This window comes from Corynebacterium sp. FDAARGOS 1242 (assembly GCF_016889985.1).
In the GTDB taxonomy this organism is placed as follows: Bacteria; Actinomycetota; Actinomycetes; order Mycobacteriales; family Mycobacteriaceae; genus Corynebacterium; species Corynebacterium minutissimum_B.
In genome coordinates this window covers 886,628-902,105 of record NZ_CP069568.1, presented here as the reverse complement: position 1 = coordinate 902,105, position 15,478 = coordinate 886,628, and the positions used below count along the sequence as shown (strand labels likewise).

The window sequence follows — 15,478 nt, the reverse complement described above, 5'->3', positions numbered from 1 at the left end:
GGCATTGTTTGTGCCTGGCTGTTGGTGTTGTGTCAGATACTGTGTAGTGGACGCGAGCGACAGTGACGTGATTTTTTGTCTTGGTGTTTGTTTGTTCTCCAATACCCTGGTTGGGTTTGGTGTGTTTGTTTTGGTCTATTAGTACCAGTAGCCTTCACACCTTGCGGTGCGTCCAGGTCTGGCCTATCAACCCCATCGTCTGTAGGGGACCTCAAATGAAACCTCATCTTAAAACAGGCTTCCCGCTTAGATGCTTTCAGCGGTTATCCCTTCCGTACGTAGCCAACCAGCGATGCTCCTGGCGGAACAACTGGCACACTAGAGGTACGTCCGTCCCGGTCCTCTCGTACTAGGGACAGCCTTCTTCAAGTTTCAACGCGCGCGGCGGATAGAGACCGAACTGTCTCACGACGTTCTGAACCCAGCTCGCGTGCCGCTTTAATGGGCGAACAGCCCAACCCTTGGGACCTACTCCAGCCCCAGGATGCGACGAGCCGACATCGAGGTGCCAAACCATCCCGTCGATATGGACTCTTGGGGAAGATCAGCCTGTTATCCCCGGGGTACCTTTTATCCGTTGAGCGACACCACATCCACAAGTAGGTGCCGGATCACTAGTCCCGACTTTCGTCCCTGTTCGACATGTCTGTCTCACAGTCAAGCTCCCTTGTGCACTTACACTCGATACCTGATTGCCAACCAGGCTGAGGGAACCTTTGGGCGCCTCCGTTACATTTTGGGAGGCAACCGCCCCAGTTAAACTACCCACCAGGCACTGTCCCCAACCCAGATCATGGGCCAAGGTTAGATATCCAATCCGATCAGAGTGGTATTTCAACAACGACTCCACACGTGCTGGCGCACGCATTTCAAAGTCTCCCACCTATCCTACACAAACCGAACCGAACACCAATACCAAGCTATAGTGAAGGTCCCGGGGTCTTTTCGTCCTGCCGCGCGTAACGAGCATCTTTACTCGTAGTGCAATTTCACCGGGCCTGTGGTTGAGACAGCAGAGAAGTCGTTACGCCATTCGTGCAGGTCGGAACTTACCCGACAAGGAATTTCGCTACCTTAGGATGGTTATAGTTACCACCGCCGTTTACTGGGGCTTAAATTCTCAGCTTCGCAGCCAAAAGACTACTAACCGGTCCTCTTAACCTTCCAGCACCGGGCAGGCGTCAGTCCATATACATCAACTTCACGTCTTCGCATGGACCTGTGTTTTTGATAAACAGTCGCTTCCCTCTATTCTCTGCGACCCCACAACCCACCACCAACGCAAAGGTTGGTTTAAGTCGTGTGGTCCCCCTTCTTCCGAAGTTACGGGGGCATTTTGCCGAGTTCCTTAACCACAGTTCACCCGAACGCCTTAGTATTTTCAACCTGACCACCTGTGTCGGTTTAGGGTACGGGCCATACATCCACATCGCTAGAGGCTTTTCTCGACAGTACTAGATCACCAACTTCACCCCAATTGGGCTACGCATCACGCCTCAGGTTATACGGTGTGCGGATTTGCCTACACACCACCTCACACGCTTACACCAACAATCCACTAAGCGGCATGGCTACTACACTGTGTCACCCCATTGCTTGAACCACACTTCAGGCCCCACGACATCAACAACCAACGTGTTCAAAGAACACGCCAATTATCTCCGCGGTGGTTAGTATCAGTGCTTTATCATGGGCGCGGATATACGGGTACCAGAATATCAACTGGTTGTCCATCGACTACGCCTGTCGGCCTCGCCTTAGGTCCCGACTCACCCTGGGAAGACGAACTTGACCCAGGAACCCTTAGTCATCCGGCGGGAAGGATTCTCACCTTCCAATTCGTTACTCATGCCTGCATTCTCACTCGCACACACTCCACGCCTCCTTACGGTAACGCTTCCACACATGCACGACGCTCCCCTACCCAATACAAAGTATTGCCGCGGCTTCGGCGGTGTGCTTGAGCCCCACTACATTGTCGGCGCAGGACCACTCGACCAGTGAGCTATTACGCACTCTTTCAAGGATGGCTGCTTCTAAGCCAACCTCCTGGCTGTCTTCGCGATCCCACATCCTTTTCCACTTAGCACACCCTTAGGGGCCTTAACCGGCGATCTGGGCTGTTTCCCTCTCGACTATGAAGCTTATCCCCCACAGTCTCACTGCCGCACAACACAATTGATGGCATTCGGAGTTTGGCTGACATTGCTAAGATTGTAGTCCCGCTCAACCAACCAGTAGCTCTACCTCCACCAAGCTAATGCGACGCTGCACCTAAATGCATTTCGGGGAGAACCAGCTATCACGGAGTTTGATTGGCCTTTCACCCCTACCCACAGCTCATCCCCGCAGTTTTCAACCTACGTGGGTTCGCGCCTCCACAACCTCTTACAATTGCTTCACACTGGCCATGGGTAGATCACCCCGCTTCGGGTCCAGGACATGCCACTAAAACACCCCATTAGGATTCGGTTTCCCTACGGCTACCCCACACGGGTTAACCTCGCGACATGCCGCTGACTCGCAGGCTCATTCTTCAAAAGGCACGCCATCACACACAAACGGTGCTCTGACGGATTGTAAGCACATGGTTTCAGGAACTATTTCACTCCCCTCCCGGGGTACTTTTCACCATTCCCTCACGGTACTCATACACTATCGGTCACACTAAGTATTTAGGCTTACCGGGTGGTCCCGGCAGATTCACAGCAGATTCCACGAGCCCGCTGCTACTCGGGCAACCCAACAACCCATGCATTGAAGCCTTCAACTACGGGACTATCACCCTCTTTGGCGGGCGTTTCCACACCACTTCACCTAACAACAACACACAAGCAAACCAGTGGTAGCTGGTCAACATCAGGGCCCACAACACCGCACACACAACCCCTACCAAGTATCACATGCACACGGTTTAGCCTCATCCACGTTCGTTCGCCACTACTAGCAGAATCATATTTTATTTTCTCCTCCTACGGGTACTGAGATGTTTCACTTCCCCGCGTAAACCCCCACAACAGCTATGAATTCACTGAAGGGTAACACCCCATAACAGGTGCCAGGTTTCCCCATTCGGACATCCTCGGATCAACGCTTTATTGACAACTCCCCGAGGCTTAACGCAGCCTTACACGTCCTTCATCGGCTCAGCATGCCAAGGCATCCACCATGCGCCCTCAATAACGAACACACAACCAACACACAAAAGCCACCACAAAAAGCAGCAACCAAAGCATGCCGGCGTGAACTACACAAAACACAAAAGAACAGAAATCACACAAACCACACACCCACACCACCACACAAAGCAGCAGCACAAAGCATGCGGTTTAATGCTCGCGTCCACTATACAGTTCTCACACAACACCCCACACCAACCACATAACCAACAACAAAAATTGCTACAAACCGGCTACATGCGCTTCGCGTGGGTTGACATCCAGGGGATAATGCCCCAGACACCCAACAATGCACCAACGTATCTTTAAAACCGTGTTAGTCACGTCAACCATCTGGTCAACAATCATTCTGGTTAAGGTGTATCTCCACCCGATTAAACAATCGGTGGCAGCAGAACAATCGACTACTCAACCACCACACACACAACAAACAGTGTGCAAACACCAACTGGTGTCTTATTAATGCTCCTTAGAAAGGAGGTGATCCACCCGCACCTTCCGGTACGGGTACCTTGTTACGACTTCGTCCCAATCGCCGATCCCACCTTAGACAGCTCCCTAACAAGTTTGAGCCACTGGCTTCGGGTGTTACCAACTTTCATGACGTGACGGGCGGTGTGTACAAGGCCCGGGAACGTATTCACCGCAGCATTGCTGATCTACGATTACTAGCGACTCCGACTTCATGGGGTCGAGTTGCAGACCCCAATCCGAACTAAGACCGGCTTTCAGCGATTCGCTCCACCTCACAGTGTCGCTGCGCGTTGTACCGACCATTGTAGCATGTGTGAAGCCCTGGACATAAGGGGCATGATGATTTGACGTCATCCCCACCTTCCTCCGAGTTAACCCCGGCAGTCTCTCATGAGTCCCCAACCAAATGCTGGCAACATAAGACAAGGGTTGCGCTCGTTGCGGGACTTAACCCAACATCTCACGACACGAGCTGACGACAACCATGCACCACCTGTACACCAACCACAAGGGAAACTACATCTCTGCAGCGATCTGGTGTATGTCAAGCCCAGGTAAGGTTCTTCGCGTTGCATCGAATTAATCCACATGCTCCGCCGCTTGTGCGGGCCCCCGTCAATTCCTTTGAGTTTTAGCCTTGCGGCCGTACTCCCCAGGCGGGGCGCTTAATGCGTTAGCTACGGCACAGAAGACGTGGAAGCCCCCTACACCTAGCGCCCACCGTTTACAGCATGGACTACCAGGGTATCTAATCCTGTTCGCTACCCATGCTTTCGCTCCTCAGCGTCAGTAACTGCCCAGAGACCTGCCTTCGCCATCGGTGTTCCTCCTGATATCTGCGCATTTCACCGCTACACCAGGAATTCCAGTCTCCCCTACAGCACTCAAGTTATGCCCGTATCGCCTGCACGCCCGGAGTTAAGCCCCGGAATTTCACAGACGACGCGACAAACCACCTACGAGCTCTTTACGCCCAGTAATTCCGGACAACGCTCGCACCCTACGTATTACCGCGGCTGCTGGCACGTAGTTAGCCGGTGCTTCTTATACAGGTACCGTCACTTGCGCTTCGTCCCTGTCGAAAGGAGTTTACAACCCGAAGGCCGTCATCCCCCACGCGGCGTCGCTGCATCAGGCTTCCGCCCATTGTGCAATATTCCCCACTGCTGCCTCCCGTAGGAGTCTGGGCCGTATCTCAGTCCCAATGTGGCCGTACACCCTCTCAGGCCGGCTACCCGTCGACGCCTTGGTAGGCCATTACCCCACCAACAAGCTGATAGGCCGCGAGCTCATCTTGCACCGAAAAAACTTTCCAACCACCACACTAAAGACGGTTCCTATCCGGTATTAGACCCAGTTTCCCAAGCTTATCCCAGAGTGCAAGGCAGATCACCCACGTGTTACTCACCCGTTCGCCACTCGAGTACCAGTGCAAGCACTGGCCTTTCCGTTCGACTTGCATGTGTTAAGCACGCCGCCAGCGTTCGTCCTGAGCCAGGATCAAACTCTCCACAAAAAGGCCGTGAAAAGCCCAAACCTAGACAAACAGACAAACCAACACAAACAACACCACAACGATGCTGCCTGAACTGGCAAATCCAAAAATTACATAAAGAAAAAAACTTCAACCAACCCCCAACCCGACGGGGCACAAAAAGAAGGGCTGGCCTAGTCAGAAGATTTCATCAATACGCCCAAACAACTTACTGTTATTTACAATGACGCCGCTTGAAAAAGCGCCATCCGGCATACACCAACCGCAACACACATACAATGCATCACGGCCAACAATGATTACAATCAACCAACACAAAAAAGTACATTGGCACACTATTGAGTTCTCACACATCATCCGCACGTTCTTCGCAGGTGAAGTATCATTTTCACTGCTCTGAGCGGCTGGAGTTCATACTCTAGCTAACAAGTTTATACTTTGTCAACTAGGAGTTAATCTCCGTGTCATCCGCTTGTCGCGGCGACTGGGATAAATATACGCACGACTACATCTTTCGACAAATCTCCTGCTCAGCACCGCTATCTGGCAAACGCTTTCTGCGAACATTGGGCCCTTCCGGTTTTAGAGTGCGTTGATTTTCTCCTGCAGTTGTCCGGAGTGGATTAGGCATCGCAAGATGTAGTGGTTGAGGTTTTTAAATCCTAGGGCGATGCCGCGTAGGTGTTCGAGTCTGCCGTTGATTGCCTCGACGGGGCCGTTGGAGGCGCCGATATCAAAGTAGGCGAGCACGTCTTTGCGTCGACGCCATAGGGTGCGTTTTGGTAGTCCTTGACGCAGGGTGTGGATGATGCGTTCCATGAGCTTTTTGCCTTCCGATTTCTTCGGATGCGCGTACGCTGCGATCATGTCTTGGTAGAGCAGCCACGTTACTTCCAGGGCCACGTAGTCGTCATCGGTGGCCCACAGCATTTCTAAGCGTTGCTTTTGCCGCTCGGTGAGGTAGTTCGTCCTGGTTAACAGGGTGCGCCGGTGCTTGTACAGTGGGTCATCTTTGCGTCCGCGGCGCCCGGTGGTCTCACGTTGGAGTCGTTGTCGGCAACTGGTGAGCTTGTCGGCTGCTAGATGCACTACATGGAAAGGGTCCATGACTTTGTCCGCCTGTGGTAGTTGCTCTTCGACTGCGGTGGCATAACCGGTGAACCCATCCATGGTCACCACCTGTATCTGCTCCCGGAAGCTGGGGTCGCGCTCTTTAAGCCACCCGCTGAGCACGTCTGCAGACCTGCCCGGTCGCATGTCTAACAAACGAGCAGGCCCACGCCCGTCCACCAGCGGGGTGAGGTCAACGAGTATGGTCACCAGGTTTGATGTCTGGCCTGGTTTTCTGGTGTGTTTCCATACATGTTCATCGACTCCGAGGATGCGAACCCCGTCTAGGTGGCAGGGGTCGCCGTAGACAAGCTGGCGGCAGGCATCCAGCGCGACGTGGTTGACCAGGTCCCATCCCACATCGAGTGCTTTGGCGGTAGCTGACACGCTCATTCGATCTATGGCTAGGCGTTGCAAGATCCAGCGGGTGACCCGGTGAGTAAGCTTGGAGCCGTCATCTGCGCAGGTTAAAGATTCTTGGAAGATCTTTCTCTTACATGAGGTGGCTGTGCATAAGAATCTGGGGACTGTTACGTGCAGCCTGGTGGGGAATCCGACGACAGGAAGATCAACGAGTCGACGGGTGGTGTGGTCGCGCAGCTTTCCTGGCTGTCCGCAGTCCGGGCACACACCGATAACGGCTACTGGTGTGGCCTCAATGATGGTCAGTGGTCCGGCGTCAGCGGCACCGGTGATGGCAAGTCCGATTTCCGCAGTACGGCAGATGGTGTCGGCGACGAGGTTTCCAGTAGGCTTCACAGTACGGGTCCCTGGTGGGTTTAGATGGTTGTGTAGGAACTTTCATCTTCACACCAGGGACCCCTACATGTTGTGGTGACCCGCTGAACCCGTCGTTTTCTACCTCACCCCGCTACGCACCCCGAAACCGGAAGAGCCGAACATTGCCGTCAACGGATCGCTCTGCGCATCATCCGATGGGTCACCGCGCTGAAAACGACGAAACCCGCTGCGGATGGCAGCGGGTCATGGGAAAGCGGGCCTGCATAAGGAGGCTCGACTATTTACGAGCGCTAGTTAACCAAGCTTGGCACCGGCAAAGTTCTTCTTGCCGCGACGAAGGACCAGCCAGGTACCGTGAAGTAGATCCTCCTCGGTTGGCTCCCAGTCATCAGCTTCAATGCGCTGGTTGTTGACGTAGGCGCCGCCCTCTTTCACGGTGCGGCGCGCAGCTCCCTTGGAATCAGCCAGGCCAGCAGCGACCAGTAGGTCGATGATGGTGCACGGTTCCCCGGGAGCAATCTCGGCCACGGTAGTTTCAGACAACGCACCGGCCAAAGTCTGTTCATCGAGTTCAGCAAGCTCCGCCTTGCCGAAGAGTGCTTGCGCAGCTAGCTCGACCGACTTCGTAGCCTCCTCGCCGTGAACAAGGTTGGTCATCTCCTGGGCAAGACGGCGCTGAGCTTCACGGCGGAAAGGTTCATCGGCAACCTTCTGCTCGTACTCAGCGATTTCTTCCTGGCCCAAGAAGGTAAACCAGCGCAGGTAGTCGATGACGACGGAGTCGCCGGCGTTGAGGAAGTACTGGTACCAGGAGTACGGGGAAGTCTTCTCTGGATCGAGCCATAGCTTGCCGCCACCGGTGGACTTGCCAAACTTCTGGCCCTGTGCGTCTGTCACAAGCGGAACCGTGAGGCCGTGGACCTTGGCACCGCTGACTCGACGGTTGAGGTCAACGCCCGAGACGATGTTGCCCCACTGATCACCACCGCCAATCTGTAGGACACAATCATGCTCATTGTAGAGGTGTACGTAGTCATTGGACTGCAAGAGCATGTAGGAGAACTCGGTGTAGGAGATACCATCAGACTCCAAGCGGCGCTTTACGGTATCGCGGTCCAGCATGGTGTTGAGGGAGAAGTTCTTGCCTACATCGCGCAGGAAGTCAATGACGGACATCTGCGAAGTCCAGTCAGCATTGTTGACCATGGTGGCGGCATTCTCGCCTTCAAAGTTAATGAACTGGCGCAGCTGCTTCTTGATAGCGACCATGTTGTCGTTGATGGTCTCCTGCGAGAGCATGGAACGCTCCCCCACATCACGCGGGTCACCAATCTGACCCGTTGCACCGCCAGCCAAGGCAATGGGATGGTGGCCAGCTTCCTGGAAGCGGCGCAACATAATCATCGGGACGAGATGTCCGGCATGCAGAGAATCGCCAGTGGGATCAAAGCCGCAGTATAGGGTAATGGGCTCTTGGCAGGCCTCGCGGAGTGCGTCAAGGTCGGTGGACTGGTTGATAAGTCCGCGCCACTGCAGCTCATCAATGATGTTCATGAAGTCTCCTTTGGATGTTAATTCTGTGCTCTTAAGCGTTACTTTTCGGCCGGCCACGGGGTTGCGTGGTCTACCAGCATGACAGGAATGTCGTTCTCAATGGGATAGGCCACGCCAAGGCGTTCGTTCACCAAGACCTGTTCTTCGGCCAGATAATTCAACGGACCTTTATCCTGCGGACACACCAGTATGTCGAGCAGCTTCGGATCGAGACTCATAACCGCTAACCCTACACCTCCTTAGATTCGACGGAGGGAAGTATCCCGCCATACTCGAGTTTGAGCGCCATGGAATGGTTGCGTAGGTTGCGTACCGAGTTTTGTGAGATGGCGTCGCGAATCTCCCCCATCTCCCGCGCGAGAATGTCGAGCGATTCGCTCATCTCTTTCACCGCTGCCGGGTTCTTCAAATCCGTTACCTCAAGGTAGGACTTGACCAGCTCTGTGGAGTGCTCTTCAATCATGTCCCGCACCAGCGCTTGCTGGTGTGGCGCGTCATTGAGTCGGCGCCAGTTGTTCAGCACCCACAGCGCCGAATCATCAAACGAGTCCCACGCACGTTGCACGGGGCCTGGCACTTGGCGACGCCCCAATGCATACCGAACTCCCTCCAACGTACTGGTGAGCTCCCCCGGGCCCGACTTTGGAGCTTCGATAGCCTGCGGCTGCTTCGGGGGCGTTACCAGTCCTGCTGCCGCACCGGCACAGACGGCCACGACTGGCCAGAGAAAGCCCAAGCCACCACCGGTGAGAACATGCAGGACCACAACAAGTGCGGTCACCACAACACCGACGGCGATTCTGCGTGAGTTAAGGGCGTTCATGAGATTGAGATCCTCCTGGGACTAAGCGGAGTGTGTCTACTGGTAGGCGCGAATTTCTTCGAAGGCCGCAGCAAGATCACCGTTGAGCGCATCAAATGTCTTGCCGCCGGTAAGTTCTGCCAGTTCTTGCATCTCCTGGATATTGGCTTCACCATACAAGATGACGAAGACAGGAATCTCCTGCTTCTCCGGAGGAAGTTGCTCATAATCGTTCTTAAACTGGGCGAATGTACGCCCGCGCGTGACTTCCCCGTCTGTCATAAGGACCACGGTTCCAATATCACCGTTGGTGGTGTCTACCTCGTCGAGCGCATTGATAACAGCCTCGAACGTGGCGGTATCGCCATCAGCCACGAGGCGGTCAACACGGTCAGCGAGCTCCTTGGTCGTCGCCGGATTGTCCTTGTCTACACGTGCGCGCGTAGGCTGTTGTGGCTCGGAAGAATAAGGGATGAGCTTAATCTGTTCACGGTTTCGGAAGGCTACTTGACCTTCACCATCTGGGGCGCCGTCAGCGGAGCCGTCGATAAGCGGGCGCAAGCTGCTCTTCAGGAGTTCAATGCGCTCACCTTCCATAGAACCCGAAGTATCAAGAACCAAGGCAGTACTACCGGGGTTTCGCAGTTCGTGAGCAAACGCGTCACCCAGGGCGTCCACGGTCTTCTCGTTAGCTGGATAAGGCAGCTCAAAGACCGTGCCAGGTAGATCCGAGTCATCGACTCGCAAGTGGTAGTCCTTGAGCTTCTCTGGGTGCTCACCAAACCATTCAGCGAGCGCCTGTACCTTTCCTTCGGCGTCGTTATTTTTCGAGCTAGCCAGAGCAGACAAAGGATAATCAGCAGAGATGACACCATCGGAAGGAATAACCACTTCGAGGTCCACGCCTTCATCTTTCAGCTGGTAAAGCACAGACTCATAGTTGAAAATCGCATCTGCTTGCTCAGGATGCTCGCGGAAACGATCCGCCAACCAGCCTGAGGACCCTGACGTCAACGTCTGGTTACCGAAGAGCTTCTGGACTTTGCCCGTGGCTTGGCGGATGTCCTTTTCTGACAGGGCACGGCCGGTATCAGCAAACGCAGTTGTCGCCGCAGAAAGCGCTGAAAAGCCCGAATTAGACGTCGTCGGATCCGTCATTCCGAAGGTGATGCCAGAATCTGCGATGTCCTGCCATGTCGGCTGCGCGGTGGTCCAGCCTTGCTCTTTAGCCACGGAGGACTGCACGCCAAGAGCCACTGGGGAACGCGCGACACTGAATTCCTTGCCCAGTTTGCTGTCAGCACCAATGATGCGTGCAAAACGGTTGGTGGCAAACCACGTGGCGTCGTAGGAACCATCGAATCCGCCCTGCTTGAGAGTGCGGGAATTGGCGAGCGTGCCGTCTTCGGTCGTCATAGAGATGTCGAAGCCGAGGTCCCGGGAGGCGTCGTCAAGCACCGGCTCCAATGGTTTCAGCTCCGTTGCCGCTACGATGCTGAGATCGCCGTTAAAGGAAGAACCGGATCCTGGCGTTAATGGCTCGTCGAGCAAATCCTCCACACCGCATGCTGTCAAGGCCATCGCGCTCATCACAGCAATCAGCACTTTTACTGGGCGAAACATTCGCATCAACCTTCCTGATGATGTCACAGCCGGTACCTATCCGAATTCCTGCAGGATTCCCTCGTAATAATCCCACATTTTAGGACTGTCCTCATTGACTATCACGGGAATGTCATAATCCTGTTTCTCGGCAAATTGGGCAAAGAATTTGGCTGTCTTTGTCCTCAGGCCCAACTGGGCCGCCGCCTCCTGCGCCTTGTCATCCCCCAGTGCATCAGCAAGCACAGCACCCTTCTCCGTGCGAGGAACCACCGTGCTGATGAGCGACGCCGACGGGCTCAGCAGCAACGGCGTGTACTGCGACATGTCTTTGCCACCGCTAACTTGGCGCAGATACTGTTCCTCAGTCGTCAGTACCATCGGCATCTCCCCTTTGTCCACACGCAAGAAAGCATCAAGCATTCCCTGGGACGAGGTCTCGCCGTAGCCTTGGTCCGCGATAAGTCGATGCATGCTCTCCTGAGCTAGCTCGTCCAGCTGTGCGGTATCTCCTTTACCATGCTCTTGTGCGGCCACTGCCATACCCGCCAAACGCACCACACTGGCATAGCGCAGCGCCGCATTAGACTCGGTTATCCGAGGTACCGCTACGTCCACCACTCGGGGTGACCCAAAGGATGGGCTAATATCCCGCCACCGAGTTCCGTTCTGGGACATCTCCACGAGCGTGTACAGGTTCAACGACTTCTGGCCGCCGGTATCCTTCACCAGGTCGTGCGCCTTCATGTCCTCGACGAGGTCGCTATGCACGAGTGCAATAAGCGGAGTGGAAAAGATCTCCTTCGAGCGGCCGTCTGGCTTAGTGTTTGCCGAATTCACGTCCCACACTTCAAGGGTGCGAGCTGCTCCATCGAGCTCCGGCATATAGAAGTCATACTGTTTGCCTGAGCCATCAATAAGCCCCATCATCTCCTGCGCTGGATATACATCCAAGTCCAGTTCAATATCGTGCTTCTTCAGAGCCTTAATCGTGTCCGGATCCTGGAAAAAGATCTCCTGCTCAGGGCTAATAGCGCCCGTAATGTGCTGCACGTCCCCTGAGGTACCAAAACTCGGCATCGAGATTCCCCCACGCCCGATGACAATTGACGCCACAGCAATCACAAGGAAAACCACGGCGGCCACGAAAGACTTGCTGCGTCCTTTCGACGATGGGCTGCTCATGACCTAAATCATAAAGAGTGGCGGGCACCACCGCTGAACTTCACACGCACTCACCCCCACAAAAGTCCCCCAATACACGAACCGCATGGCCCTGAGACCATGCGGTTGCAGAAACTGTTGTGCCTAGCGCAGCGGCGTTGTTGCCCAGTCACGAGCTTCAGCGGAAAGCTCCTTGACCCGCTCGCGCTGTTCGGCTACACGTACACCGGCGGTGCCGCCCTTGGTAGCGCGCGATGCCACTGCCCCATCAATGGTGAGCACATCGCGGACTTCGGGGAGCAGGCGCTTGTCGACGCCCTGCAGCTCCTCATCCGTGAGATCCACCAAGTCCACGCCGCGGGCTTCCGCCAGCTGGACGCAGGCGCCGGAAGCCTCGTGAGCTTCGCGGAAAGGCACGCCCTGGCGCACCATCCACTCAGCCAAGTCGGTGGCTAGCGTAAAACCTCGCGGTGCGAGCTCACGCATGCGCTCTTCGTGGAATGTCAACGTCGAGACGAGGCCCGTCATAGCCGGCAGCAGCAGGTTAAGCTGCGCCACGGAATCCACGATGGGTTCCTTATCTTCCTGCAGGTCGCGGTTGTAAGCCAGAGGCTGTGCCTTCAATGTGGAGAGCAATCCGGTGAGGTTGCCAATGAGACGTCCTGTCTTGCCACGGATCAGCTCCGGAACATCCGGGTTCTTCTTCTGCGGCATGATCGACGAACCCGTAGACCAGGCATCATCCAGAGTGACGTAGCCGTACTCCGGGGTACACCAGTAAATGATCTCCTCCGAAAGGCGAGACATGTCGACGGCAATCTGGGTAAGGACGAAGGCAGTCTCCGACGCGAAGTCGCGGGAGGCAGTACCGTCGAGAGAGTTCTCTGCTGAGGAGTCGAAGCCAAGCTCCTCAGCAATAGCCTCAGGGTCTAAGTGCAGCGAAGAGCCCGCAAGGGCGCCTGAACCGTACGGGGAGACCGCCAAGCGCTTGTCCAAGTCCTGGAGGCGCTCAATATCGCGTAGCAGTGGCTGGGCATGAGCAAGCAGCGAGTGTGCAAGAAGAATCGGCTGTGCTGCCTGGGAGTGTGTCTTTCCCGGCATAATGGCATCCGGATGCGCCTCTGCTTGGCTAACGAGCGCATCGACCAAGTCAGCGACCTGAAGGGCAATGTCTCGTACAGCATCACGGACCCACATACGGAATAGAGTCGCCACTTGATCGTTGCGGGAGCGTCCCGCGCGCAGGCGGCCGCCGACCTCAGGCCCAACGATGTCGATAAGCCCGCGCTCCATAGCGCCGTGGACATCCTCGTCGGTAGGCAGCGGTCCGAATTCGCCAGAGGCCACCTTCTCCCCTAGCTCGGTGAGGCCGTTGAGCATGGTGTCCAGGTCGGCGTCGGAGAGCAGCCCGGCTTTATGCAGCACCTTGGCGTGGGCCTTGGAGGCCAGAACGTCATACGGGGCAAGGACCCAGTCGAAGTGGGTAGATACGGACAGGGCGAACATCGCCTCAGAGGGGCCACCAGAAAAGCGGCCGCCCCACAGGGCACCCTCGTTGGTCTTGTGCATTATTTCCTTACTTACCGGTGGGGAAACCGCCGTCGCGGTCACGCTGGTTAGAGATCTGGGTGGATAGGCCGTGCAGCTGGACAAAGCCCTTCGCGGCGGTCTGGTCAAAGGTATCGCCCGTGTCATAGGTAGCCAGGTCGAAGGAGTACAGCGACTGGCCGGAACGACGGCCATTGACGGTGGCGGTACCTGCATGGAGGACCATGCGGATATCGCCGGTCACATTCTCCTGGGTGGATTCGGTGAAGGCGTCCAGCGAACGCTTCAGCGGGGAGAACCACAGGCCGTCGTAGACTTCTTCGGACCAGCGGGCGTCGGTCAAGCGCTTGTAGCGAGCCAGTTCACGCTCAACGGTGACGTCCTCGAGAGCCTCGTGGGCCTTGATGAGCACCATGGCGCCCGGGGCCTCATAGACCTCACGGGATTTAATGCCCACGAGGCGGTCTTCCACCATGTCGAGGCGGCCAATGCCCTGGGCACCGGCACGGCGGTTGAGCTCCTCAATGGCTTCGAGCACGGTTACCGGCTTGCCATCAATGGCGGTCGGCACACCTTTGTCGAAGGTGATGGTGACCTCGTCCGGAGCATTGCCCAGGTCCGGCTGCTCGGTGTAGGCGTAGAGGTCCTTTGTCGGCGGGTTCCACAGATCCTCCAGGAAGCCGGTCTCGACCGCGCGACCCCACACATTCTGGTCAATGGAGAACGGAGAGGCAGCGGACTGCTCGATCGGCAGGTTAATTTCCTCGGCGAAGGCGATGGCCTTATCACGGGTCCAGGCGTAGTCACGAGCCGGCGCGATGATCTCCAACGCCGGGTCGAGTGCACGGAAGGACACCTCAAAGCGGACCTGATCGTTGCCCTTACCGGTGCAGCCGTGGGAGACGTGGGTGCCGCCGTGTTCCTGCGCAGCCTCCACGAGGTGTTTAACAATGAGGGGGCGAGAGATGGCAGATACCAGCGGGTACTGCTTCATGTACATACCGTTGGCCTTGATAGTAGGCAGGCAGTACTCTTCGGCGAACTCGTCCTTGGCGTCCACGACGATGGATTCGACAGCACCACAGTCAAGAGCACGCTGGCGCACGGACTCCATGTCCTCGCCGCCCTGGCCCAAGTCGAGGGACACGGCAATCACCTCGCCACCGGTCATCTTGGCCAGGTAAGGGATAGCGACAGAAGTATCCAGTCCGCCAGAGTAGGCAAGCACAACACGTGCAGTCATAGTGAGTTGCTCCTTCGAGTCATACAGAGTGCTATGAAGTCGATCAGATTTATATTATACAGACTTACGTATAAATGTTAAATGCTGCGGCTGGTAAGTTTCTCCGCCAGTTCGCGCCCGCCGACGTCCTCACGCGCGAGAATAAAGATAGTGTCATCACCGGCGATACAGCCCACGACGTCGGGCAAGCCAACACGATCAATGAACGAAGCAAGGTACTGCGCAGCACCAGCCGGCGTACGCAGCATGGCAATATTCCCCGAGTAGTCATGGGAAACCACAAGCTCGTCGAGCATGCGACGAAGCTTCTCCCTCGGACCATTGAGCTGGTCTTCGAATTGCTCCAGCTCTCCGCCCACGACATAGAAGGAGCGACCCCCATCCCGCTTGACCTTCTTGGCGCCCAGCTCATCTAGATCGCGTGACAAGGTGGCTTGTGTGATGTCAATGCCTTCGTCGAGAAGCAGCTCTGAGAGCTGCACCTGACTGGTCACTCGGGTACGGTCAAGAATCTCCAAAATCTTGGCTTGGCGTGCATTACGCGTCGTGGGCGTTGTAGTCATAAG

The 15,478-nt window shown here is 55.8% G+C and carries 9 protein-coding genes and 2 rRNA genes; all 11 read right to left on the bottom strand.

What is annotated here, in order from left to right:
* Window positions 1–119 precede the first annotated feature (119 nt).
* Window positions 120–3,190: ribosomal RNA gene (locus I6J72_RS04275) — 23S ribosomal RNA — on the bottom strand.
* A 462-nt stretch (window positions 3,191–3,652) separates the two neighbouring features.
* Window positions 3,653–5,169: ribosomal RNA gene (locus I6J72_RS04270) — 16S ribosomal RNA — on the bottom strand.
* The 16S and 23S rRNA genes sit together here, the layout of an rRNA operon.
* A gap of 561 nt (window positions 5,170–5,730) precedes the next feature.
* Entirely contained in the window at window positions 5,731–7,017 is a 1,287-nt protein-coding gene (locus I6J72_RS04265; RefSeq protein ID WP_204100042.1) for an ISL3 family transposase, read from the bottom strand.
* A 276-nt stretch (window positions 7,018–7,293) separates the two neighbouring features.
* Entirely contained in the window at window positions 7,294–8,553 is a 1,260-nt protein-coding gene (tyrS, locus tag I6J72_RS04260; protein ID WP_204100041.1) for a tyrosine--tRNA ligase, read from the bottom strand.
* A gap of 38 nt (window positions 8,554–8,591) precedes the next feature.
* Complete coding sequence (locus tag I6J72_RS04255) at window positions 8,592–8,771, bottom strand: Trm112 family protein (RefSeq protein ID WP_115022283.1); 180 nt, start codon at window positions 8,769–8,771, stop codon at window positions 8,592–8,594.
* Window positions 8,772–8,782: 11 nt separating this feature from the next.
* Window positions 8,783–9,376, bottom strand: coding sequence for a hypothetical protein (locus I6J72_RS04250; RefSeq protein WP_204100040.1), 594 nt, complete (start codon window positions 9,374–9,376; stop codon window positions 8,783–8,785).
* Window positions 9,377–9,412: 36 nt separating this feature from the next.
* Window positions 9,413–10,978, bottom strand: a complete 1,566-nt coding sequence (locus I6J72_RS04245; RefSeq protein WP_204100039.1) for a VWA domain-containing protein — start codon at window positions 10,976–10,978, stop codon at window positions 9,413–9,415.
* A gap of 36 nt (window positions 10,979–11,014) precedes the next feature.
* Window positions 11,015–12,142: a hypothetical protein gene (locus I6J72_RS04240; RefSeq protein WP_204100038.1), complete on the bottom strand. Its 1,128-nt coding sequence runs from the start codon at window positions 12,140–12,142 to the stop codon at window positions 11,015–11,017.
* 123 nt (window positions 12,143–12,265) lie between these two features.
* Window positions 12,266–13,690: an argininosuccinate lyase gene (gene argH / locus I6J72_RS04235; RefSeq protein WP_204100037.1), complete on the bottom strand. Its 1,425-nt coding sequence runs from the start codon at window positions 13,688–13,690 to the stop codon at window positions 12,266–12,268.
* Window positions 13,691–13,697: 7 nt separating this feature from the next.
* Window positions 13,698–14,912: an argininosuccinate synthase gene (locus I6J72_RS04230; RefSeq protein WP_070670097.1), complete on the bottom strand. Its 1,215-nt coding sequence runs from the start codon at window positions 14,910–14,912 to the stop codon at window positions 13,698–13,700.
* A 77-nt stretch (window positions 14,913–14,989) separates the two neighbouring features.
* Window positions 14,990–15,475, bottom strand: a complete 486-nt coding sequence (locus tag I6J72_RS04225; protein WP_115022293.1) for an arginine repressor — start codon at window positions 15,473–15,475, stop codon at window positions 14,990–14,992.
* Window positions 15,476–15,478: the final 3 nt, after the last annotated feature.

Excerpts from the sequence above, each read along its gene's own strand:
- tyrS (WP_204100041.1), bottom strand. The coding sequence starts at position 8,553 with ATGAACATCATTGATGAGCTGCAGTGGCGCGGACTTATCAACCAGTCC.
- I6J72_RS04255 (WP_115022283.1), bottom strand. The coding sequence starts at position 8,771 with ATGAGTCTCGATCCGAAGCTGCTCGACATACTGGTGTGTCCGCAGGAT.
- I6J72_RS04250 (WP_204100040.1), bottom strand. The coding sequence starts at position 9,376 with ATGAACGCCCTTAACTCACGCAGAATCGCCGTCGGTGTTGTGGTGACC.
- I6J72_RS04245 (WP_204100039.1), bottom strand. The coding sequence starts at position 10,978 with ATGTTTCGCCCAGTAAAAGTGCTGATTGCTGTGATGAGCGCGATGGCC.
- I6J72_RS04240 (WP_204100038.1), bottom strand. The coding sequence starts at position 12,142 with ATGAGCAGCCCATCGTCGAAAGGACGCAGCAAGTCTTTCGTGGCCGCC.
- argH (WP_204100037.1), bottom strand. The coding sequence starts at position 13,690 with ATGCACAAGACCAACGAGGGTGCCCTGTGGGGCGGCCGCTTTTCTGGT.
- I6J72_RS04230 (WP_070670097.1), bottom strand. The coding sequence starts at position 14,912 with ATGACTGCACGTGTTGTGCTTGCCTACTCTGGCGGACTGGATACTTCT.
- I6J72_RS04225 (WP_115022293.1), bottom strand. The coding sequence starts at position 15,475 with ATGACTACAACGCCCACGACGCGTAATGCACGCCAAGCCAAGATTTTG.